Source organism: Sphingobium sp. FG58, from assembly GCF_057809055.1.
Map to the genome: position 1 here is coordinate 1 of NZ_JBMDJF010000001.1, position 20,059 is coordinate 20,059.

The window sequence follows — 20,059 nt, forward strand, 5'->3', positions numbered from 1 at the left end:
GTGGCCCACCGTGTTCGGCGATCCCAAGATGACCACCGCGCTCCTCGACCGCGTCACCCATCATTGCGACATCGTCGAGACCGGCAATGACAGTTGGCGCTTCAAAAACCGCAGCTGATCCGCCCCAGCGGGCATCAATTAGAAGATGCCTTGCGCTGCGCGCGCCTCCGGTCGGGCTACGCCCTCCCTACGCCGCGCGCAGCGCAAGGAAGCCCATCACATCAACGTTCCGCTATCCTGACGGGGGGTCCCTTTTGCGCGCCGATAAGGGGGCCCGTTTGGACGCCGATTGACATGTTCATTCTGATTAAGCGGACCATCGAGAATGTCGTGAAGCAGCTTGTCGATGGACGACCATCGAACCGTTATGGTCCCGATGGCGCGCAAATGGTCAGGAAATGCCTCGATTATAAGTGCCATCAAATGCCCCTAAAATAGAGGAACCTGACGGATTTGCGTGTTAGGTCAACCCCAGGATCAGGCAATCCTACCCCTATTTTTGTCCTCTACAATTTATGCGGCTTGCTCGCGTTAACCATGTCCTAAGACTGCTGACTGAACGATAGTGGCCTCCTACTTTTTAATCAGTAGCACCCGTTCAGGAGCCTGCTCAGCTATTCGATAATCTGACCTAAGGCGGGTAAGAATACCTACCCCTCCAGCAGCGACGGCTAAACCTATCGCCATAACTGCGACATCAAATCCGATTGCGGCCACGGCGGGCGCAAATGCGAAACCGGCTACGACCCCTTCAATAGGTGCGGCCGCGCCGCCGGTAGCGACAGCGGCAGGAAGAGCCGTGATTATGGCCACGGTGGCCAAGCCGATAGCTGCGAACGCAATGGCCCAAGCCACCTTCCCAGTGGCTTTAATCCGTATCACCTTCTTGGCTAAATCACCGACAATCTCGATAGTGCTTTCGCCGCTGTTCATCGCATTTTTCAGCGCATCAGCATTATCGACCTTAGACATGGAGCCTCATTTCAACCACAGCGCCACCCACTATTAGTGGCTTGCAATCAATGTCGTTGGGTAGTGATCGGACTATGCGACGCGCTCTATCAGTTCGACCGAACCATCGATGTCGAATTCCTCATCCTCGTCAAGATCATTGACATCAGGCATCTCGAAATCGGCCTTCCAGTCGTAGATCTTCTCGACCTTCTGGTCGCCTTCACCATGCCATACCAAGACGGCACCGTTCTTCGTCTCTCCGGCAGTCTTCTCTAGAAACTCAACGATGACAGCTTCAGCGGCTTGCTCAAAATCATCGCCAAAAACTGCGGTAGCGTTATATTCTTTAGGTTCACCGATGATTTGTGCCCACAACATGCGCTGCCTCCATGGATTGCTGCGGATAGGTAAGCATTTGGAGGCGGGGCCGCAACTTATGATCACGAAGGCGTCCACCAGAATTCGCCGATCCGCGTGATTTTTTGTCCTCTACAATTCATGCGGCTTGCTCGCGTTAACCATGTCCTAGCAGCACCGATTCACAAGTAGTGAGAACACAACTGGGCAGCTCGGCTCTTCGACTGATGCTGAACCGTGCCTTTAAACCGGCTGTTCATTTTATGCGGATAGCCCATGCGTAGAACGGATTCAGAGGCAAGGTATGATAGCAGCATTCATAGCGTTGGCCGTCGCATCGAGCGCCTATCCTACGCCGCCAAGGTCGCAGGTCGACGATGCTATCAAGGCTTTCAAGAGCGAATGCTTATCAGACAAAGGCATTGCTGTAGGCGTGCGAAATTGGACTGAACGCATGAGCTTTGTCGATAACCATCGGCAGACGACGCTTGCGATCGAAGCCGAATTATCCATGGCCAAGAAGGCAGTCCCTTTCGATGTTGATCGATATGCTAAGGCCCTGAAGGCCGCAAATGACGATCAGTATATTCGCCTCAGCAAAAGCAATGAGTATGAGATCAAATTCCTGCGCGACCTTCCGGTAGCGGATCGGACGCGATGGGCTAAGAGGTTAGCACGGGGCTACACACCTCCCGCCAATTACTGCGTGGAGAAATAAGCTCTTACCCTGTTAAACGGCGCTGAGGCGCTAAAATCTCACATTTGCGTGATTTTTTGTCCTCTACAATCTATGCGGCTTGCTCATTAACCATATTGCCTAACATGGCGTGGGTTGGTCATTTATAGTGGTGTGAACCTGATCCCCACTTGTCGAAATGAGCATCAACGGCCAGACTGTCGCACATGCTTCACACTCTGCTACCCATCACTCTCGCAATGCTGGCTTCGCCTTCTAAAGACGATCTTCCCTCCACCCAACCATGGGCGATTATCGCGAAAGCCGATATGTCAGCAGGGCAAATGGTCTACGACGAAATAGGCAACAGTTGGAATGTAGGCGGACACCTAATTTGGGGTCAGGTTTATCTCACCGACGACGAGGTGAGCATCGACATTGCCGCGCGTGGGTGTGTGGATCGTACTATCGATTACAGGCAGAAGATCACTTTTCCTCGCACGAATAAGGAAACCGAAATCGCAGCCCTACGCGCTTCCACGCTGACATTAGTGGGGGTGATCCAAGAGCAATGCTCATTGTCGGGCAGCACGACGGACACCTTTATGAATGGTTTGGAACCCGCATATCGAGATCTTTTCGATAAAAACAAAAACTCACGCTCCAAAGCTCAGTAATCTGGGCGCTGGAGGCGTAAAGCATGTTAGCCGCAGTCATAGCGGCGAAAGAGGACGACATGCCAAATTACGATGAGATTGCGCTGGCAGCGTTCGGGCGCGAAGCCATGAACGAAATCTATGACATCTATAACCGGAAGGGTGGTCGGGAAGCTGTCGATCGCGAAGCATTAAAGCGAGTTCTTGACCGTTTCCCCAATGCGACGGACAAAGAAAAGATCCACGTTCAAAACTGGGCAGCCTTTCGCACCCGGCAGTAAAAATCACAGAAATGCGTGATTTTTGTCCTCTACAATCTACGCGGCTTGCTCGACCACCGGATAGCCCAGCAACGTCGCGGGCTGCCCCGCACTCAGCGAAGGCTGCCACAGAAACGCGCCATCGCTCGTTTTCATCTTGCGAATAGCGCTCAGCGTCGCGCTGTTCATCACGAACGACGCCCCCTGTCGATAGGGCGCACGCAGGCTCTGCACCAGGTCGATCAGCCGGTCCTGCGGGTTGGACGCGGCGAAAGCCCCCGCCGCGCCCGACGCCACATATTGCAGCGACCCGAACGCCCGCACAGCGTCCGCCTCGTTGGTGGTGGTATAGGTCAGGAAGCCCTTGGGCTTGTTCGTGCCATTGCCGTTGATGAAGGCCGCCCCTTCCGCCACCGCAAATTCACGGGCAATCTCGCCCGCCAGCCAGCCCTCGACATCGAACTGCGCATCGTCCAGCATCGCCTGAGACGCCGCCGGATTGGCGAACAATTCGCCCGACGGCGGCGCAATCTCGTTGAAGCTTGGCGTCCCCGTCTCGCCCCGCGCCCCCGTTTCGCTGGCCCAGCCCGACACGATCCCACCAGCCGTCACCAGCTTGCGATAGCCCGCCGTCCCGGTCCGCACGACATTGGCGATCGCGCGAATGGGCGAAATGCTTTTCAGCGTCGCATCGATCAGCTGATCAATCTCCCGCGGCACCGCATAACCGCCGGTCGCACCGCTCGCGCCGGAAAAGCTCTTCAGCTCCACCCCCGCTTCCTGCCCCTGCCGCAAATAGCGATCAACGAAGTTGGCGCGCACCGGATCAACCGCCCCGCCCTTCACCCCATCCAATGCCGGCCGCTGCATAGCCACCCGCATCGCGCTCAAATCCGCCTCCAAAGCCGCAATCCGCTCCCCCTGAAGCATCACATCAAAGCTCCCCTCCAGAGCATCCGTCACGCCGTCCGTCATGTCATTCTCCCGCTAGAAAACACAAAAAAGGGCGGCCCCGCATGGGACCGCCCTGAAATTCTCAAAACCTTCTCCCCAGGGGGGAGAAGGATACGAAGCCTTGCCAGCCTGCTGGCTAGGCGAAGTTGGATGAGGGGGAGCTGCGCCCGCGTAAATCACTCCACCGCAATCACCCGCGCCCCATCCTGCATCGGATGCGTCACCAAACTCACCTCCACCAGCTCCAGCGCCAGCAACTCACGCGGTCCAGCTCCCCGTGCCTCCCGCACCCTATATCCAAACGACAGCCCATCCAGCGCCCCGGCCTTCAGCCCCGCCGCCGCCTCGCGCCCGGCCGCCGTCCGCGCCGACACCCGGCCGATCACGCGCAGCCCCGCGCATCCTCCTCCAGTCGCTCGACCGATCCGATCACCTGACCCGGCCCATGCTGCCACAGCAACGGCACGCCCGCCGCGCGCACGCCACCAAAGGCGCCCGCCCGCACCACATCCCCGCCCCGGTCCACCCGGTCGAAAATCGCCGCATAGCCCGCAAAGCGCAAGTCGCCCTCATTCCCCCCCTCCGTTCGCTTCGAGCGAAGTCGAGAAGCCCCCAGCGCCACATCGCCACTCACGTCCGCACCAACCCGACCAGCCCGGTCTTGACCGCAATCCCCAGCAACACCAGCGCCAGCGCGATCCGCACCATCCAGCCGATCACCGCCCCGCGCGCCGCCTTCTTCGCGTCGCGCCAGGCGCGCAGCAGTTCGCGCAGCTCCCGCACATCGCCCTCGGCCCGCCGGTCCGCCAGCCCCAGCCGCTCCAGCGCCCGCCCCGCGCCCAGCTCGCTTGCCTCCTCCACCAGCGCCCGGATCATCACCATATCCGCCGCCCCCGGCCCGCCATCTGCTTGCGCCACCAACCGCGCCAGCATCTCGCCATCCTGTTTCATCACGCCCCTCCCTGCGTCGCTGGCAGAAAATTCGCGCAGAGGCGCAGATGACGAGGAGAAGAAAAAAGCCGCCCAAGGCGGCCTCCAAAAATCTCTGCGCCCTCTGCGCCTCTGCGCGAAATCCCTATAACCCCAACAAAGCCTTCTTCTCCTCCGCCGACAGGAAGTCCGTCCCCGCAACCCGCTCCCACAGCGCCGCCCGCTCATCGCTCAGCGCCGCCACGCTATCCAGGTCCGGCTCGATCCGCAGCCCCGGCCACCAGCCAGCCAAACCCTGCCCCAGCCCCGCGCATATCTTCCCCACCAGCGGCAATATCGTCTGCCGCCACAGCGCCTTGTTCGCCTCGCGATAATTGGCGTAGCTATTGTCGCCGGGCAGCCCCATCAGCATCGGCGGCACCCCGAAAGCCAGCGCAATCTCCCGCGCCGTCGCCGCCTTCAATCCCACAAAATCCATCTCCGCAGGCGTCAGGCTCAGCGCCTTCCAGCTCAACCCGCCCTCCAGCAGCATTGGCCGCCCCGCATTGGCCGCGCCCGCAAAAGCGATCTCCATCTCCCGCTTCACCCGCTCATATTGGTCGGGCGCCATCACCGATCCGTCGCCCGGATCATAAACCATCGCCCCGCTGGGCCGAGCCGCATTGTCCAGCAAAGCCTTGTTCCACACGGTCGCCGCATTGTGGATCGCCACCGCCCCCGCCGCCGCACCGACACAGCCCAATCCATAATGATCGTCCAGCGGATGCAGGCTTTTCAAATGTAGCACGTTGGTCCGCCCCGCCCCATCTTCGGGTGACAGCCGCGTCACGCTCTCCCCGACGCGATAAAGATAGGCCGCCGGCCACCCCCGCGCATCCGCCTCCACCGACACCCGCTCAGGCCGCAGCGCGAACAGCTCGGCCGGCATCCCGTCCGTCCCGCCAATCAGCTGCACATAGGCATTGCCGTGCAGCAGCAAATGGCAGGCCAAAGTCTCCACCAAGCCCTGCCCCGCCGAAGCCCGCGCCACCAACGCCAGCACCCGCGCGCCATCCGCCACGCCAGCGACTTTCAGCGCCGTCGCCCCCGCCCCCTCCGACACCAGCCGCATCGCCCGCTGCGCCACCGGATTGCCGATCACCCCCGCGCGCAACTGCGCCTCATAGCTGGCAGGCCACTCCCCCAGCGCCACCGCCCCCGTCCCCCAGGCCCGCGCCAACACCGGCCGCACATCCGCCGACGCAGCGGCCTTCATCCCAAAAAATTTCATATCCTGTCCCCCAAAACGCAAAAACCCTCTCCCCGGCGGGGAGAGGGCCAAAGCGATTTCTAATCAGATAGAATATCTGATGACTCGGAAATCGCGCTAAAACTAAAGTGAAGGTTGGTGGCGAAGCCGCCTACCGAAACTGGAAGAGGGGAAAGCCCCCTCACGTCTAATCAACGATTGCGCCGCTACTTTCAGCCCAACCCTTTACAATCCAGTCGCCACGATCGAACATCCGCTGATGTGGCACCACGCACTAAGCCTACTCGCTCTGACCGACCCGACGCAGCTTCCACCAGCACCGGCAAAGCGGGAGATCATCCCCATCGCCCTGCCGACAGCGCAGGACTATGCGCTCGTGACGCTGCGGGCGGACGCCATTGGCGAAGCCATCGTCACTATCGCGCAACGCGGTGATACCGACCAGATCGATTGTACGCCGACGGACATTGTCGGAGGCCGGGACATCGCGGTGGCCAGCTGCCAACTCATCATGTCCAAAATGGGCTGGATCCTGGCGGTAAGCCGCCATGACGGCAGCAAACTGACAGTGCCGAAAATGCGCGTCATGTGGGAACCGGCTCCCTCGTCATTTCGTAGCGATTTCGGCGGAACCACGCCTTTGGCTGTCGATGGCAATCCCCCCATCACGGGAACGACCCGTCCTACGGACCTGACCAGTGACTATATCACAGATATTGACGCCACTGGACGGCCAACATCCTGTCGCATCAAAAAGTCATCAGGCAACCGCAAATATGACGACCAGTCCTGCCTCGTCGCCATGGGGCAGCGTTACTTGCCAGCGATCAATTCGGCGGGGCAACCTGTCCCCACGCAGGTGCAATCCTGGGTCAGATGGCGGGACCGGGAACTGACCACCCCCGCCAAGTGATCATTCAAGGATTACGCCGCAACACCCGGTCGCAGGTCGAATTCGTCCCCTCGCTCTTGCCGATCACCCGGCCCGCCAGCGCCCCGGCCCCCGCGCCCAGCAAAGTCTCGCCCAGACCACCGCCCGCAATCAGCCCGACGCCAGCACCACCAGCCGCGCCGATCACCGTACCCTTGTCGCGGCCCTTCTTCGCCTGGATCAGGCAATAGCGCACATCGTCACGATCCCGCGGCACCGCCCGCGCTACCCGCGCCCGCTCCTTGGCGCTCAACGTCACCGCCATCACCGGCGTCGCCACTAAAGTCGCCCCGACCAGCGCGCCCACTATCGTCACCATCTTCATCTGAATCGCTCCGCAATCAAAATATGATGCGCCAAAAACGAGCCAAGCCTATCCCTTGTTCCGATCCCCTAGCCGAGATCATCGGGCAAGCGCGCGGGCCAGCTTGCCCAGCTTCCCACGCCCAACCACAAAATCCACATGATCCAGTAAAGGGTGAAAGGAGCCGTTACCCACGCCAGAGGATATGAGGCAAGATGCACGACCGCCCACAGCAGGACCAACGCCACAAACAGGTGCAAACTCGGATAATAATCTGCGCCCCCACCGTTCCGCGCCAGCCACCATCCTGCCCGCTTCCGCCATTCGACCGGCGGCGCATAGAGCGTAAAGGCAAATCGCAGAAAGGGATAAGTCAGCAGCAGCATGACCGGGAAGGCCATCACCTCCAGCACTGGAATATAGTCGTTGAAACAATCGTCGAACGCACCGGTGAAGGTCCGCCCACCACAACGCACCTGCCATTTGGCAGCGGTGCCGAACCAGAATATGAGTGGATAGGCGATCCAAAGCGGCGCACCGATGACCGCCATCCAGAACCGTTGCCGTTCGCTCATCCGATGCCTCCGATCAGTTGATGTAACGCGCATCAAAACAAACGCCACCCCTCAAAACCCCCGCACCCGCGCCTCGCCCCTTCGCCCCAGCATCAGTTCCGTCAGCGCCCACACCAGCGCATCGGCGCGATCGGGTGACCGCCCCGGCCCGACATAGCCGCCCCCGGTCAGCAGCCCGCACATCTCGTCCTCCAGTTGCGCAAACGCCCCGCGATGCGCCACCCGCCCGGCCTCGTAGAGCGCCGCAACCGGCTCGGCCCGCGCCACCTTCCCGCGCGATGCGTGAACCAGCTTCACCGGCAGCCTCTCGTCCGCCGCGCGCAGCAGGCTTTCCACCATCGCCCCGCCATTATTCGCCTCGGCCACCACCTTGTCCGCGCCATGCACCGCCGCCGCCGCCGCCACTGCCCGCGCCCAGCTTTCGGGCGAGCAACCCTCGACACTCGCATCCGCAATCACATAGGCGCGCCCGTCACCACCCACGCCCGCCACCACGATCCCGCACGCATCGCCATGCGCCGACGCCGGCGGATCGACCGCCACCACCACCCGGCGCAACGCCGCCCCGTCTTGCCCGCCCGGCACATGCGCCACCCGGCACCGCTCGATCAGGTCGCGCGACCACAAAGCGCCCTCCACCTCCTCGATCAGCTCGCCATCCAGCTCCTGCCGCCCCAGCCGCGTGCCGCCATAGCTGCGCTCCATCGCCTCCACGAACCCGTCGGCCAGATTAGCGCGATTGTCCGCCGTCCGCCCGCGTGTCACCACCACGCTCCCCGCGGCCGCATCCGCCACCAGCCGCCGCACCAGCGCCACCGGACGCGGCGTCGTCGTCGCCATCACCTGCGGCCGCCTGCCCAGCCGCATCGCCATCATCAGATTGTCCCACGCCCCTTGCGCAAAGGGCCATTTGGCGATCTCGTCGGCCCAGCCATGGCTGAATTGCGGCCCGCGCAGGCTTTCCGGTTCCGCTGCCCCGAACAGGGTCGCCACCGCGCCATTGGGCCAGGTCAGCTTGCGCAGCGCGGGTGCAAAGACCGGGCGGCACCACCAGGGCGCAATCGCCAACAGGCCCGACGCCCCTTCCACCATCACCCGCCGCGCCTCGCCCAGCGTCGCGCCGACCAGCGCGATCCGCGCCGCCGGATCAGCCTCCGCGATTCCCCGCACCCACTCCGCCCCGGCCCGCGTCTTGCCGAACCCGCGCCCCGCCATCATCAACCAGATGCGCCAGTCGCCCTCCGGCGCCATCTGCCCCGGCCGCGCAAGCCAGTCCCAATCAAATTTCAGCGCCTCACAGCCCGCCGCCTTCAGACGCCGCAGAAACCTGTCCCGCTCGTCCGGCCACGCATCCAGCCATGCAATATGCGAAGTCTCCATCGCCCTCCCCTTGCCGGGGCGGCGACAAGCACGCCCCTATTTGCGCGGCGCCATTCCGCCGAACGTCACGATGCTCTCGCTCCCGTCCCTGGCTACCGCCGCCACGCCGATGAAATGATCGTCCACCACCACATCTTTCAGCAGCAATTCGGTCGCGCCGGTCACCAGCCTGCTATCGGTCCAGTCCTGCGCATCGGCCCGCCGCCAATATACATGATAGGCCGCCGCCCCCGGCACCGCGTCCCAAAACACCCGCGTATCCATCGACAGCGCACCATCCAGCGACACAGTCGCAGGCGCCGCCGGCGCACGCGCCAAAGCCCGCAATGCCGCGACATTCAGCGCCGTCACCTTCGCCAGATAGGGAAAGTCCATTCCGACAACCGTGTCGCCATAATCGCGGCCAGCCTCGACCCGCAGATCCTGATGCTGCCGGTCGTAATTTTCGATCCCCACCGAAAAACGCACCGCCGGATAACCCGCCTCCAGCAGCGGCGTATGATCGCCGCCGCGCCCGAAACGGTCAGGCCGCCGCACCGCAAACACGTCCAGCCCGATCTGCGGATTGGCCGCCGCAATCCCGTCGATCGCCTTGGCCAGCGCCCGCGAAGGCCCGTCATCCTCCCCGCCAATCCCGCGCCGGGTCAGCCCCGCCTTGGCATCCTCGGCGGATCGTATTCCTTCGGAAAACACCCGCACTCGGTCCGCCACGATCCGCCCGTTCAGGCCAGTCGTGTTGCCGACAATATCATTGTTCAGCATCGCCCGCACCTGCCAGCCGCGCGCCTTGGCGGTATTCGCCAGCAACTTGCCGCCCAGCAACCCCTGCTCCTCGCCGGACAGCAGCGCATAGACGATCGTCCCGTCAAATTTCTCTCCGGCCAGCACCCGCGCCGCCTCGATCACCAGCGCGCTGCCCGACCCATTGTCGTTCGCGCCCGGCGCATCGCTGGTTGCATCCATCACGTCGCTCACCCGGCTGTCGATATGCCCCGCGACGATCACCACCTGATTGGGATCGCCCGTCCCGGTCTGGATCGCCAGCACGTCGACAATATCCGCGCCATTGGGTACGCGCGGCGCGGTAAAGCGCTCCGACACGCTCTCGACCTTCAGACAGCCGCCACACCCCTTGGAAATCCGCGCAAACTCCGCCGCCGCCCACGCCCGCGCCGCGCCGATCCCCCGCTTGGGATCGGTCGCCGACGACAATGTATGCCGCGTCCCGAAACTCACCAGTTTCTCGACCGTCGCCTTCAATCGCGCCGGATCAGGCGCTTGGCTCTGCGCGGTTGCAGGCGACGAAAGCGCCGAAGCGACGGCGATCAGGATCAGTTTTTTCATATGTTCGGGTCTAGCTTTTGTTGGCCATTTGTAAAGCATCACGCCCCTTGGCCAAAAAGACTCCATATCGGATCAATCGGCTTGTTCCGTAGCGGAAATCCGTTTTCCCAAGCGCGAAAATCCGCCATTGTTCCACTATGGAAACGGTGAGGGGAGCGCTATGATTGATCGAGTTGGTGAAATCGAGCATCACCTGATCAGCTTGGGTATCAGCCCCAAAGTCGTCACAAATCTGCTCGACATCATTCGTACACATGCAACGGCCAAACCGTCCTATGAACCGGATATCACCCCGGAACCGATGGACGCAGAGATCGGGCAAATTGCACGCATGTTTCACAAGTCGTCGCTGCGCCGTGGCGAAGCGCTGGGCCAGCCCGTGTCTGACCCCGGCTGGAACATGCTGCTAGCCCTGGTTGCGGACGCCACTGAATATCGCGCGTCCTGCGTAACATCTCTATGCTATGCCAGCGGCTCGCCGATGACGACTGCACTGCGTCATCTGAGACGGCTGGAAAAGAACGGCAAAATCCTCCGGCGGGAACACCGGCATGATTCCCGAAAATCGATTATCGAGGCTACACCAGCTACTCTGGCGGTGATGAAACAACTCATTCTCAGCTTCTGCGTCCCGCCGCCATCGCGTTGAACCCGCTGCAAGGGGCCAGACGCATCAAGCGACCAGATCATCATCATGATCTGGTCGGCGAAATCAGCCGGATCATAGAGGGGCTTATCGCCGCGTCGGACGCCCGGCTTGAGGATCTCAAGAAGCAGCGGCTGGCCCCGCTCGGCGCGCCAGTGACCGCGTTTCTGGACGAAGATGTCAGCGTTGCTTTCGCCCCGGCCCAATCAACGGTCGTTCCGCTTCAGTCCGCACCAGCAGCGCCGACCGCCACTCCCAAGGCCACGACCGCCTCACTGGTCAACCCCTCACTGGAGATCAAGGCGCAGTAAGCCTTGACCCGGCTTGGCTCCCCTCCCGTCCGGGGAGGGGAGTTTTTAACGGCCAGCCCCCGGACAACTACCTAAAGACCACAACGCCACCACGCCCCATAGTCTCCCCACCAAAACAGGAGACGATAGAATGAGCGAACATGGCCACGATCTCCACAGCCTGTTTCCCCACGCCGTCGACCGGCTGCACCATCTCAAACTCACCGACGCGCATTTTCGCGGGCTGGCCGATCGCTATCATGATCTGGTCGGCGAAATCAGCCGGATCATAGAGGGGCTTACCGCCGCGTCGGACGCGCGGCTGGAGGATCTCAAGAAACAGCGGCTGGCCCTGCTCGACACGATCAGCGCGATGATCGCGCCCGAACGCACGGTCTGACAGCGCGCCTCACGTCCCCGTCGCCGCCCGCATCCGCTCCACTTCGTCCCGCGCCCGGCGTACCCGCCGCACCACCGCCGGGCTGTCGGGCCGCTCCTTCCCCGCCGCCGCGCTCGCGCGATAGGCCAGCACCCGGTCGCGATGCCGGGTCAGCAATTGCAGCGCCAGTTTCAGGTCATGCCCACGCCTGACCTTGCGGCTCTTCACCGCCCCCTCGCCGTCCAGCAAAATCTCCTCGCTCTCGCTCCCGAACAGGGCCTCGCGCATCAGCATCGCCTCAATCTCGGCATAGCCAATATCCATCGCCCGCTCCCAGTCGGCGGCAAAGCGCCGGTTGCGCTGCCTGCGGTCATAGGCGCTCGTCCGGCTCACGCCCGCCACCCGCGCCGCCTCGCTGGTGTTGCACGTCGTCGCTAGCGTCTGCAAAAACAGCCGCTCCTGATCTTTGGTCCAGCCATCCTTGCGCGGCGCACGCATCTGCACTTGGCTCTTGCCCGCGATCGTCCGGCGCGCCGGTTCCAAGTCGCGCGCCTGCGCCTCCACCCCGTCCGCCATGCCTGTCCCCCCACCCGCGCGCCACAAGCCCAACGCAAAAAGGGCCGACCCGCCCGGATCAGCCCCTGTTGCGTCGCGCCTTGGCGACTCACATTTTTCCACTGTGCCTATCTCTGCCAGAACAGCGTGACGCTGTCAAGGCAAATGTTCCATATAGGTTATTTCTTGCCCATCATTCCGGCCACGACCGGCGCCTCCAGCGCTAGCGCCGCGACCACGCTGGGCCGCGCTTTCACCGCCGCGATCCACGCCGCAACCCTCGGCCACCGCTCCGCATCCAGCCCCTCCGAACAATAGATGACATTGATGATCGGGCAGGCCGCCGCCAGATCGGCCAGCGTAAAGCGATCCTCCACCAGCCAGCCGCTGTCGGGCAAAACCCCTTCCAGATAGTCATACAGGCGCGGCATCTCCTCCGCCTCCGCCTTGTCCGCTGCGTCCAGATCCCACGGCAACTTCAGCGCCCTGGCAACGACCCGGTTGAAAAATATCTTCGCGCCCACCGGCTGCACGACGGTATCGCCAAATTCCTCAAACCATATTGTCCGCGCCCGCGCCCGCGGCTCTGCCGGAATCATCTCCGTCCCCGGTCGCAGCACATCCATATAGGTTATGATCGCGGTCGAATCGCACAGCAGGAAATCGCCATCCTCCAGCGCCGGAATCTTACCGAACGGCGACCCCTTGAAATAGCCCTCCGCCCCGCGCCCGAACCCGGCCGTCTGCACCTCGACATCAATCCCCTTTTCCGCCGCAAAGACGATAACCTTGCGCACAAAAGGCGACGGCCGCGCACCATGGATGATCATGCAATCTCTCCCTATCCTGTCAGCGCGGCAGGATGACAACCCAGTCTCAAAATGCAACTATTTTATGCATCCTGCCACAACGGAGCGATTATGGCGCAAACGCCATTTGCCGTTCCGTTACGCACAAGTAATGATGATGCTTCCGGGAGGGCAGGAATCATGCATATGTCGTTCAAGACTATTGGCCTGGTCGCAACAATTTCGATGCTATCTGGTTGCGCCAACGACGGACGCCCCACTTTTATATCGGATCGTGGCGTCACGAAAGAAGTCATCGATGCCAACGGCGCCAGCCCGACGGGTGACGGACTTCTTTTTCAGTTCAAACTTGCCGCCGCCGAAGCCAGTCCATTTACCAGCGGTCCGACCATTGCCCTCAAACCCAATGATCCCGTCAAGCAGCGCGCCTTCATGGACGCCGGCTTCGCCCTCATCCAGGCCCGCTGCAACATCTACATCCTGTCCAAGGCCGACAATCAGCGCCGCGTGAATGTATGGCGCGATACTTTCGCCCCGATCACCGCCTTGCTGACCGGGGCAGTGGCGCTGATCGGCAAGGGCGACGACACCAGCAACGACGCCCTGACCGCGCTGTCGCTCGGCACCAGCGCCGCATCGGCCGGTTTTCGCATCTATGAGCAACGCTACCTGTTCGGGGCCGAAAATGTAAACTCGGTGCGCCTGCTGATTCTCAAGGCGCTCGCCGACAATGCTCTGGAAGCGTCAAAGACTGCGGACACGAAACTCACCTATTCCCAATCCGTTACCCACCTGCTCAACAATCAGGCGGTATGTTCGCCCGGCCATATCCTGCAACTGGTCAGTGAAGCCATTGAGGCTGGAGAGGTCGAATCGACGACAAGCGACACCACATCTCCCGCGCCGACGGAAACCGCGGCGGAAAAGGAATTGAGGGAGGTGAAATCCGTGCTGGAGCAACTCAAGCTGGACAAGGCGATCACCGACCAGCAAATCACCGCCGCGAAGGCCAAATTGACGGTCACGCCGCCCGCAGCCGCAGCTCCGTCCAAAGGACTGGAAATGGTCACCACCCGCGTGCAGAACAGATGATGTTCGGCGCACAAAATGCCCGCGCGCTGCCCCCGATAAGGACAGCTGCAAACGCCGCAATACCCGACCTCACTCGCCGCCCGCGCCCTGCCCCGCACTCACCATCGTGCGCGTATAGTCGATCCGTATCCGCACCCAGCTGCCGACCATCACCTTGCCATTCTCGCGCGGGGGCAGGACCAGAAACTGCCACGCCGCCAGCCGCACCGCGCGGGCAAAGCCAGACCCCAACGGCGATTCGCCCAGCGTCTGGCAATTATCGACATGATAATGATCGACCGTCTTGCACGCGACCATGCCCCATCCATTGGGCGGCGCATTGGCGGGCAGGAAGGGGGAAAGCTCGGCATTGGTCGGTCGCCGATACCATTCGGCGTTGAACAATTGCACGCCCCCCGGCCCCTCGCCCGGCCCGGCCACCGCCGCACTATTGCCCTGCCCAGCGGCACTCGCCCCCTGCGCCGCCCTGGGCATCTGGCCGATATCGGCTGAGGCCATCTGCTCGCGGTTGAGCGTCAGGAAGGGGAAGGGCGATGGCGGCTGCTCGGCGGGCTTGGCGACCGGCACGGGTGGCCGCACCACCGCCTCGGCCTGTTTGGGCGCCGCCGCATCCTCTTTCTCGCGCCGCTCCGCCTTGGGCGCGCGCTTCTGTTGCTCCGCGCTTTTCTGTCCGGTCTCGACGTCGAACGTCACCGGCATCCGGTCATCGACCCGTTTGGGTTCAGGCTTGGGGGCCAGCGTGAACAGCGCAAGCAGCAGGATAGCGTTCAGCACCAGCGCAAACGCCATGCCGCCCGCGCGTTGCCGCAATCTGGCCCAGGAAATGGTAGAAAATGTCAAACGCGCCGACCGAACAGGACTGATGATGGGTCATGCCCAGACGCCACCGTCCCGTCAACGCCGTCGCGTCAGACCGTGCGATTGTGCGTTCGCACATTCGGACCGCACCGGCCCTCACCCCCACCCGACCTCCCAATCAGGATACACTGTGGGCGGTCGGGTGGGGGTGAGGGCCGGTGCGGCTTCAAAATGCGCCCTTTCGCGCATTTTCAAACAGGCACTTCCTCAGCACACATCTTCCTCACGCACCACCGGCCTGCTCTCCCGCGTCGCGCGCATCCGGCTGGCCTTGTCGTCGACATCGCTGGTCAGCACGACATGATCGTCATGCACCTCCAGCAGCACGCCTGCGAAGGGAAAGCCCTCCAGGCTGCCTGTCACGCGATAGCTTACCGAATCGCCGACCTTGAACGTCGCCGGATCGGTATTGAATTCAAACGGGCAACCGCCCTCACCCATGCCCTGCATCTGTCTCTCCTCAATCGGTCGATCCTACCGCCACGCGCACCAACCGATCAAGCGCCGCGATCCCCACGCCTTCACCTATCGCCCGACCGGCAAAAGGCGCTGGCGACCGGCCTTCATCTCGGCTAGGGGTCAGGTCGAATTTCCGGTCAGGCCGAGGCGAAAATGATGTTTTTTGAGAACCGGAGCGCAGCGTGCTGCCAGCACGTGAGCACCGGAAGCGGAAAAAGGCGTCATTTGCAGCCCGGCATCACCGGAAAGTCGGCCTGACCCCCGCCCGATGCTGACACGCCTTTACCAATGGATGCTGGCGAAAGCCGCCCACCGCCACGCCGAACGCTGGCTGTTCGCCTTCAGCTTCATGGAATCCAGCTTCTTCCCCATTCCGCCGCACCCGCTGCTCGGCCTCATGTGCCTCGCCCGCCCGGAACGCGCGCTGCGATTCGGGGTCATCTGCACCCTCGCCTCGGTGCTGGGCGGGCTGCTCGGCTATGCGATCGGCTATTTCCTCTATGAAACCGTGGGCCAGCAACTGCTCGCCGCGCTTGGCCTGGCTGCCAAATTCCCGGTTGCAGCCTGCTATCTGCGCGAGTTCGGGGCGGAGATCATCCTGATCAAGGGCGCAACGCCCATCCCGTTCAAGCTGATCACCATCACGGCGGGCTTCATCGGCCTGCCGCTCTTCACCTTCATCTGGGCCAGCGTCCTCAGCCGCGCGTTCCAGTTCATGCTGGTGGGCTTCCTGTTCTGGAAATTTGGCCGCCCGATCAAGGCATTCATCGAAAAATATCTCGCCCTTCTGTCGGGCCTGTTCCTTGTCCTCATCGTCGGCGGCTTCATCGCCGCCTCGATGCTGACCGGCGGCCCCAGCAAGAGCGACAGTTGCAGCGCCGCCACCATGGCCACGGTCCGCTAAACAAGCGATGCAAAGCCTGATCGCCCGGCATGTCAGGTCCTGGCCCCGCCTCGCCGCGCTGCTGGCGGGCCTGCTCAGCGCCACCGGTTTCGCGCCCTTAAGCCTCTGGCCGGTCACCCTCGCCTGCCTCGCGCTGCTCATCCACCTGGTCCAGCACGCCCCCGACCGCCGCGCCGCCTTCACCTATGGCTGGCTCTTCGGCGTCGCCCATTTCACCCTGGGCCTCAACTGGATCGCCCACGCCTTCACCTTTCAGGACAGCATGCCCCACTGGCTCGGCTACCCCGCCGTAGCGCTGCTGTCGCTCTACCTCGCTGTCTATCCGGGCCTCGCGACGCTGGGGACATGGTGGATCACCCGTCACCCAGTGTTCCCGCGCAGGCGGGAACCCAGTCCCGCCGTCTCGTCTGGGTTCCCGCCTTCGCGGGAACACGCAGCCCCAATATTCCTCCTCCTCTTCGCCGCCCTCTGGCTCGCCACCGAATATCTCCGCGCCACCGCCTTCACCGGTTTCGCCTGGAACCCGCTCGGCGTCACCCTGCTCCCCACCGGCATCGCCATCGCCGCCACCCTCATCGGCACCTACGGCCTTGGCGCGCTGACCATCCTCGCGGCAGGCGCGCTCCTCCTGGCCTTCCAGCGCCATTACCGCCCCGCCGCAGCCCTCGCCGCGCCACTCGCCCTCCTCGCACTCTGGGGCCATCTCGCCCCCGCCCCGCCGACCCCGCCCGGCGCGCCGCGCGTCCGCATCGTTCAGCCCAATATCGGCCAGGACCAGAAATATTCGGTCGAAAACGAAGTCGCCAATTTCCGCAAGCTCGCCGCCCTGTCCGGCCAGCCCCGCCCCGCCCCGCGCCTGCTCTTCTGGCCCGAAGCCGCCATCCCCGCCTATCTCGACATGGAACCGGGCTGGCGCGCCCGCCTCGCCAGCCTGCTTGGCCCCGGCGACCTGCTGATGACCGGCGCGGACAAGGTCTATTTCAAGCCGGTCGAACAGGACGGCGTCATCACGCAAAAGCTGGCGGGCGCGAACAACAGCGTCTGGATCGTCACCCCCGACGCCCGGTTGCTCGGCCGCTACAGCAAAGCGCATCTGGTCCCCTATGGCGAATATCTGCCGATGCGGAACATCCTCGAACCGATCGGCCTTTCGCGCCTGGTCCCCGGCGACGCCGATTTCTGGCCCGGCCCCGGCCCGCAAAGCCTCCCCCTGCCTGCCACGCTCGGTCGCCCGCCCCTCAAAATGGGCGTGCAAATCTGTTACGAGATCATCTTTTCGGGGCAAGTGGTCGACCGCGCCAACCGCCCATCCTTTCTTTTCAACCCCTCCAACGACGCCTGGTTCGGCAGCTGGGGACCGGTCCAGCATCTGGCCCAAGCCCGCCTGCGCGCGCTGGAGGAGGGGATTCCCATCATCCGCTCCACCCCTACCGGCGTCTCCGCCATCATCGATGCGCGCGGCCATGTCGTCCATGCGCTCGGCCTCAACCGCGCCGGTTTCCTCGATTCCGGCCTGCCGCCCGCTCTGCCCCCCACCCCGTTTGCGCGGCTCGGCAACTGGGCATCCTTCGCCTTCATGGCACTGCTGGCCGGACTGGCCATTGCCATGCTGCGCAGCAAAAGCTAATAGCCACATAAACTATTCTTTATATCGCTTTTCGGCCCAGCCGTTTATGGGAGTCCCATGCGTAACCAATTCCTCTTCACCTCGGAATCCGTGTCCGAAGGCCATCCCGACAAGGTTGCAGACCAGATTTCCGACGCCATCGTCGATCTCTTCCTGTCCAAAGACCCCGAAGCCCGCATCGCCTGCGAAACGCTGACCACGACCCAGCTCGTCGTCCTGGCGGGCGAAATCCGCTGCAAGGGCGTCTATGAAAATGGCGCATGGGCGCCGGGCGCGCAGGAGGAAATCGAAGCCACCGTGCGCGCCACGGTCAAGCGCATCGGCTATGAGCAGGACGGTTTCCACTGGCAGACCTTCCGCTTCGAAAACAACCTCCACGGCCAGTCCGCCCATATCGCGCAGGGTGTCGATGAAAGCGGCAACAAGGATGAAGGCGCTGGCGATCAGGGCATCATGTTCGGCTATGCCTCGGACGAAACCCCCGACCTGATGCCCGCCACCCTCTATTACAGCCACAAGATCCTGGAACGCCTCGCCCATGATCGCCACAACAAGGTGGTCGATTTTCTGGAGCCGGACGCCAAGAGCCAGGTGACGCTCGAATATATCGATGAAAAGCCGGTCCGCGCCACCGCCCTCGTCGTCTCGACCCAGCACGCCGCTGGCATGGACAATGACGAAAGCCGCGCCAAGCTGCGCGCCTATGTCAAGGGCGTGATGGCCGACATCCTGCCCGAAGGCTGGCTGCCCGGCGACGACGCCATTTACGTCAACCCGACCGGCCTGTTCGAAATCGGCGGCCCGGACGGCGACGCAGGCCTGACCGGTCGCAAGATCATCGTCGACACCTATGGCGGCGCTTCGCCCCATGGCGGCGGCGCGTTCAGCGGCAAGGACCCGACCAAGGTCGACCGTTCGGCCGCCTACATCACCCGCTATCTGGCCAAGAATATCGTCGCCGCCGGCCTTGCCCGTCGCTGCACGATCCAGCTCAGCTACGCCATCGGCGTCGCCGAACCCCTCTCCCTCTATGTCGACCTGCACGGCACCGGCACCGTCGAAGCCTCGGCGATCGAAGCGGTCCTGCCCACACTGGTGCGCCTGACGCCCAAGGGCATCCGCACCCATCTCGGCCTCAACAAGCCCATCTACCAGAAAACCGCCGCCTACGGCCATTTCGGCCGCACCCCCGAAGGCGACTTCTTCCCTTGGGAAAAGACCGATCTGGTGGACGCGCTCAAGGCCGCTCTGGCCTGACGCGCCATCTTCCGACGCCTGATATCGCGCCCTTCATGCTATGATGCCCAATCCGAAACGACTCGGAGAGGGTGAACATGGGGCGCGCGATGTCATATCGTCATTCTGGTGCCATATTGGCGCTGATGCTTGCGACATCGGGCAATGCCCAGACTGCAACCAGTCCCAGGACGACCAGGCCCGCAACCGCCGCGCCATCGAACGACGCTGCCATCTTCCGCGCCGCCGGGTTCATCAAGCGCGGCAATCAATGGCGCAGCGATTGCGATGATCCCGGCACGGCCAGCTATTCCCCCGGCACGATCGAAAGCCGCGCTGACCTCAATGGCGATGGCCGTCCCGAAGCGGTCGTCACCGAAGGCGGCACCTATTGCTATGGCAACACCGGCACGGCCTTCTGGCTCGTCAGCCAGCAGGCCAATGGCAGCTGGAAACTGGTCACCAACAGCACAGGCATCCCGGAATTTCTGAAAAGCAAAGGCGTTGGCGGCTGGCCCGACATTTCCATCGGCGGCCCCGGCTTCTGCTTTCCCGTCGTCCGCTGGAACGGCAAGGCCTATGTCGCCAACCGCAAGGAATATAGCGGCAGGCCCTGTCGCTAGCCCCCCTTGCC

The 20,059-nt window shown here is 62.9% G+C and carries 25 protein-coding genes and 2 pseudogenes; 13 read left to right on the forward strand and 14 right to left on the reverse strand.

The window, feature by feature from the left end:
• On the forward strand, positions 1 to 118 hold a 118-nt coding region (locus ACODR8_RS00005; protein ID WP_489005809.1), incomplete at its 5' end, for an ATP-binding protein.
• Positions 119 to 573: 455 nt separating this feature from the next.
• Here ACODR8_RS00005 and ACODR8_RS00010 read toward each other — a convergent pair.
• Together ACODR8_RS00010 and ACODR8_RS00015 are read right to left on the reverse strand one after the other, a co-directional pair.
• Positions 574 to 972: a hypothetical protein gene (locus tag ACODR8_RS00010; RefSeq protein WP_489005435.1), complete on the reverse strand. Its 399-nt coding sequence runs from the start codon at positions 970 to 972 to the stop codon at positions 574 to 576.
• Between the two features lie 72 nt (positions 973 to 1,044).
• Positions 1,045 to 1,410 (reverse strand): hypothetical protein, encoded by a 366-nt coding sequence (locus ACODR8_RS00015; protein ID WP_489005436.1) that lies wholly within the window; start codon positions 1,408 to 1,410, stop codon positions 1,045 to 1,047.
• A 205-nt stretch (positions 1,411 to 1,615) separates the two neighbouring features.
• Here ACODR8_RS00015 and ACODR8_RS00020 point away from each other — a divergent pair, with 205 nt between their 5' ends.
• The 3 genes from ACODR8_RS00020 to ACODR8_RS00030 all read left to right on the forward strand — a co-directional run bounded on the left by ACODR8_RS00020 (position 1,616) and on the right by ACODR8_RS00030 (position 2,924).
• Positions 1,616 to 2,029 carry a hypothetical protein gene (locus ACODR8_RS00020; RefSeq protein WP_489005437.1) on the forward strand — a complete coding sequence of 138 codons (414 nt, stop codon included), beginning with the start codon at positions 1,616 to 1,618 and terminating at the stop codon, positions 2,027 to 2,029.
• A gap of 185 nt (positions 2,030 to 2,214) precedes the next feature.
• Entirely contained in the window at positions 2,215 to 2,664 is a 450-nt protein-coding gene (locus ACODR8_RS00025; protein WP_489005438.1) for a hypothetical protein, read from the forward strand.
• A gap of 23 nt (positions 2,665 to 2,687) precedes the next feature.
• Positions 2,688 to 2,924, forward strand: a complete 237-nt coding sequence (locus tag ACODR8_RS00030; RefSeq protein WP_489005439.1) for a hypothetical protein — start codon at positions 2,688 to 2,690, stop codon at positions 2,922 to 2,924.
• A gap of 48 nt (positions 2,925 to 2,972) precedes the next feature.
• Here ACODR8_RS00030 and ACODR8_RS00035 read toward each other — a convergent pair.
• From ACODR8_RS00035 to ACODR8_RS00050, 4 genes and pseudogenes are all read right to left on the reverse strand, one after another.
• Positions 2,973 to 3,878 (reverse strand): annotated as a pseudogene (locus ACODR8_RS00035) (phage major capsid protein); the annotation flags it as partial.
• 155 nt (positions 3,879 to 4,033) lie between these two features.
• Positions 4,034 to 4,419: pseudogene (locus tag ACODR8_RS00040) on the reverse strand (HK97 family phage prohead protease).
• A gap of 68 nt (positions 4,420 to 4,487) precedes the next feature.
• A complete protein-coding gene (locus ACODR8_RS00045) occupies positions 4,488 to 4,808 on the reverse strand; it encodes a DUF6127 family protein (protein ID WP_489005440.1) in 321 nt (106 codons plus the stop codon).
• Positions 4,809 to 4,932: 124 nt separating this feature from the next.
• Complete coding sequence (locus ACODR8_RS00050) at positions 4,933 to 6,057, reverse strand: phage portal protein (protein WP_489005441.1); 1,125 nt, start codon at positions 6,055 to 6,057, stop codon at positions 4,933 to 4,935.
• A 238-nt stretch (positions 6,058 to 6,295) separates the two neighbouring features.
• Between ACODR8_RS00050 and ACODR8_RS00055 the strand changes: the two genes are divergently transcribed.
• Positions 6,296 to 6,949: an energy transducer TonB gene (locus tag ACODR8_RS00055; protein ID WP_489005442.1), complete on the forward strand. Its 654-nt coding sequence runs from the start codon at positions 6,296 to 6,298 to the stop codon at positions 6,947 to 6,949.
• A 4-nt stretch (positions 6,950 to 6,953) separates the two neighbouring features.
• Here ACODR8_RS00055 and ACODR8_RS00060 read toward each other — a convergent pair whose 3' ends face one another.
• From ACODR8_RS00060 to ACODR8_RS00075, 4 genes are all read right to left on the reverse strand, one after another.
• Positions 6,954 to 7,292 carry a hypothetical protein gene (locus tag ACODR8_RS00060; RefSeq protein WP_489005443.1) on the reverse strand — a complete coding sequence of 113 codons (339 nt, stop codon included), beginning with the start codon at positions 7,290 to 7,292 and terminating at the stop codon, positions 6,954 to 6,956.
• A gap of 68 nt (positions 7,293 to 7,360) precedes the next feature.
• The gene (locus ACODR8_RS00065; protein WP_489005444.1) at positions 7,361 to 7,846 is read right to left on the reverse strand and encodes a hypothetical protein; all 486 of its coding nucleotides are present in this window, start codon (positions 7,844 to 7,846) and stop codon (positions 7,361 to 7,363) included.
• Positions 7,847 to 7,897: 51 nt separating this feature from the next.
• Positions 7,898 to 9,226: a DNA-packaging protein gene (locus ACODR8_RS00070; protein WP_489005445.1), complete on the reverse strand. Its 1,329-nt coding sequence runs from the start codon at positions 9,224 to 9,226 to the stop codon at positions 7,898 to 7,900.
• A 36-nt stretch (positions 9,227 to 9,262) separates the two neighbouring features.
• Positions 9,263 to 10,570, reverse strand: coding sequence for a M28 family peptidase (locus ACODR8_RS00075; protein WP_489005446.1), 1,308 nt, complete (start codon positions 10,568 to 10,570; stop codon positions 9,263 to 9,265).
• A gap of 160 nt (positions 10,571 to 10,730) precedes the next feature.
• On the opposite strand from ACODR8_RS00075, the gene ACODR8_RS00080 reads away from it, so the two are divergent.
• The 3 genes from ACODR8_RS00080 to ACODR8_RS00090 all read left to right on the forward strand — a co-directional run bounded on the left by ACODR8_RS00080 (position 10,731) and on the right by ACODR8_RS00090 (position 11,906).
• A complete protein-coding gene (locus tag ACODR8_RS00080; protein ID WP_489005447.1) occupies positions 10,731 to 11,219 on the forward strand; it encodes a hypothetical protein in 489 nt (162 codons plus the stop codon).
• The gene (locus tag ACODR8_RS00085) at positions 11,216 to 11,527 is read left to right on the forward strand and encodes an HP1242/YdcH family protein (protein ID WP_489005448.1); all 312 of its coding nucleotides are present in this window, start codon (positions 11,216 to 11,218) and stop codon (positions 11,525 to 11,527) included. Before ACODR8_RS00080 ends, ACODR8_RS00085 begins: the two co-directional genes overlap by 4 nt.
• 130 nt (positions 11,528 to 11,657) lie before the next feature.
• Complete coding sequence (locus ACODR8_RS00090; protein WP_489005449.1) at positions 11,658 to 11,906, forward strand: HP1242/YdcH family protein; 249 nt, start codon at positions 11,658 to 11,660, stop codon at positions 11,904 to 11,906.
• A 9-nt stretch (positions 11,907 to 11,915) separates the two neighbouring features.
• On the opposite strand, the gene ACODR8_RS00095 is transcribed toward ACODR8_RS00090, so the two are convergent.
• The gene (locus tag ACODR8_RS00095) at positions 11,916 to 12,461 is read right to left on the reverse strand and encodes a hypothetical protein (RefSeq protein ID WP_489005450.1); all 546 of its coding nucleotides are present in this window, start codon (positions 12,459 to 12,461) and stop codon (positions 11,916 to 11,918) included.
• 158 nt (positions 12,462 to 12,619) lie between these two features.
• Positions 12,620 to 13,270 carry a glutathione S-transferase family protein gene (locus ACODR8_RS00100; RefSeq protein ID WP_489005451.1) on the reverse strand — a complete coding sequence of 217 codons (651 nt, stop codon included), beginning with the start codon at positions 13,268 to 13,270 and terminating at the stop codon, positions 12,620 to 12,622.
• Positions 13,271 to 13,429: 159 nt separating this feature from the next.
• Between ACODR8_RS00100 and ACODR8_RS00105 the strand changes: the two genes are divergently transcribed.
• On the forward strand, positions 13,430 to 14,341 hold the full coding sequence (locus tag ACODR8_RS00105) for a hypothetical protein (protein ID WP_489005452.1): 912 nt from the start codon (positions 13,430 to 13,432) through the stop codon (positions 14,339 to 14,341).
• Between the two features lie 69 nt (positions 14,342 to 14,410).
• On the opposite strand, the gene ACODR8_RS00110 is transcribed toward ACODR8_RS00105, so the two are convergent.
• Complete coding sequence (locus ACODR8_RS00110) at positions 14,411 to 15,130, reverse strand: hypothetical protein (protein ID WP_489005453.1); 720 nt, start codon at positions 15,128 to 15,130, stop codon at positions 14,411 to 14,413.
• A gap of 276 nt (positions 15,131 to 15,406) precedes the next feature.
• Entirely contained in the window at positions 15,407 to 15,649 is a 243-nt protein-coding gene (locus tag ACODR8_RS00115; RefSeq protein WP_489005454.1) for a hypothetical protein, read from the reverse strand.
• A 277-nt stretch (positions 15,650 to 15,926) separates the two neighbouring features.
• On the opposite strand from ACODR8_RS00115, the gene ACODR8_RS00120 reads away from it, so the two are divergent.
• The 4 genes from ACODR8_RS00120 (at position 15,927) to ACODR8_RS00135 (ending at position 20,048) form a co-directional block, all read left to right on the forward strand.
• Entirely contained in the window at positions 15,927 to 16,562 is a 636-nt protein-coding gene (locus tag ACODR8_RS00120) for a YqaA family protein (protein ID WP_489005455.1), read from the forward strand.
• A gap of 7 nt (positions 16,563 to 16,569) precedes the next feature.
• Positions 16,570 to 18,189, forward strand: coding sequence for an apolipoprotein N-acyltransferase (gene lnt, locus ACODR8_RS00125; RefSeq protein ID WP_489005456.1), 1,620 nt, complete (start codon positions 16,570 to 16,572; stop codon positions 18,187 to 18,189).
• Positions 18,190 to 18,246: 57 nt separating this feature from the next.
• A complete protein-coding gene (gene metK / locus ACODR8_RS00130; protein ID WP_489005457.1) occupies positions 18,247 to 19,446 on the forward strand; it encodes a methionine adenosyltransferase in 1,200 nt (399 codons plus the stop codon).
• Between the two features lie 89 nt (positions 19,447 to 19,535).
• A complete protein-coding gene (locus tag ACODR8_RS00135) occupies positions 19,536 to 20,048 on the forward strand; it encodes a hypothetical protein (protein ID WP_489005458.1) in 513 nt (170 codons plus the stop codon).
• Positions 20,049 to 20,059 lie beyond the last annotated feature (11 nt).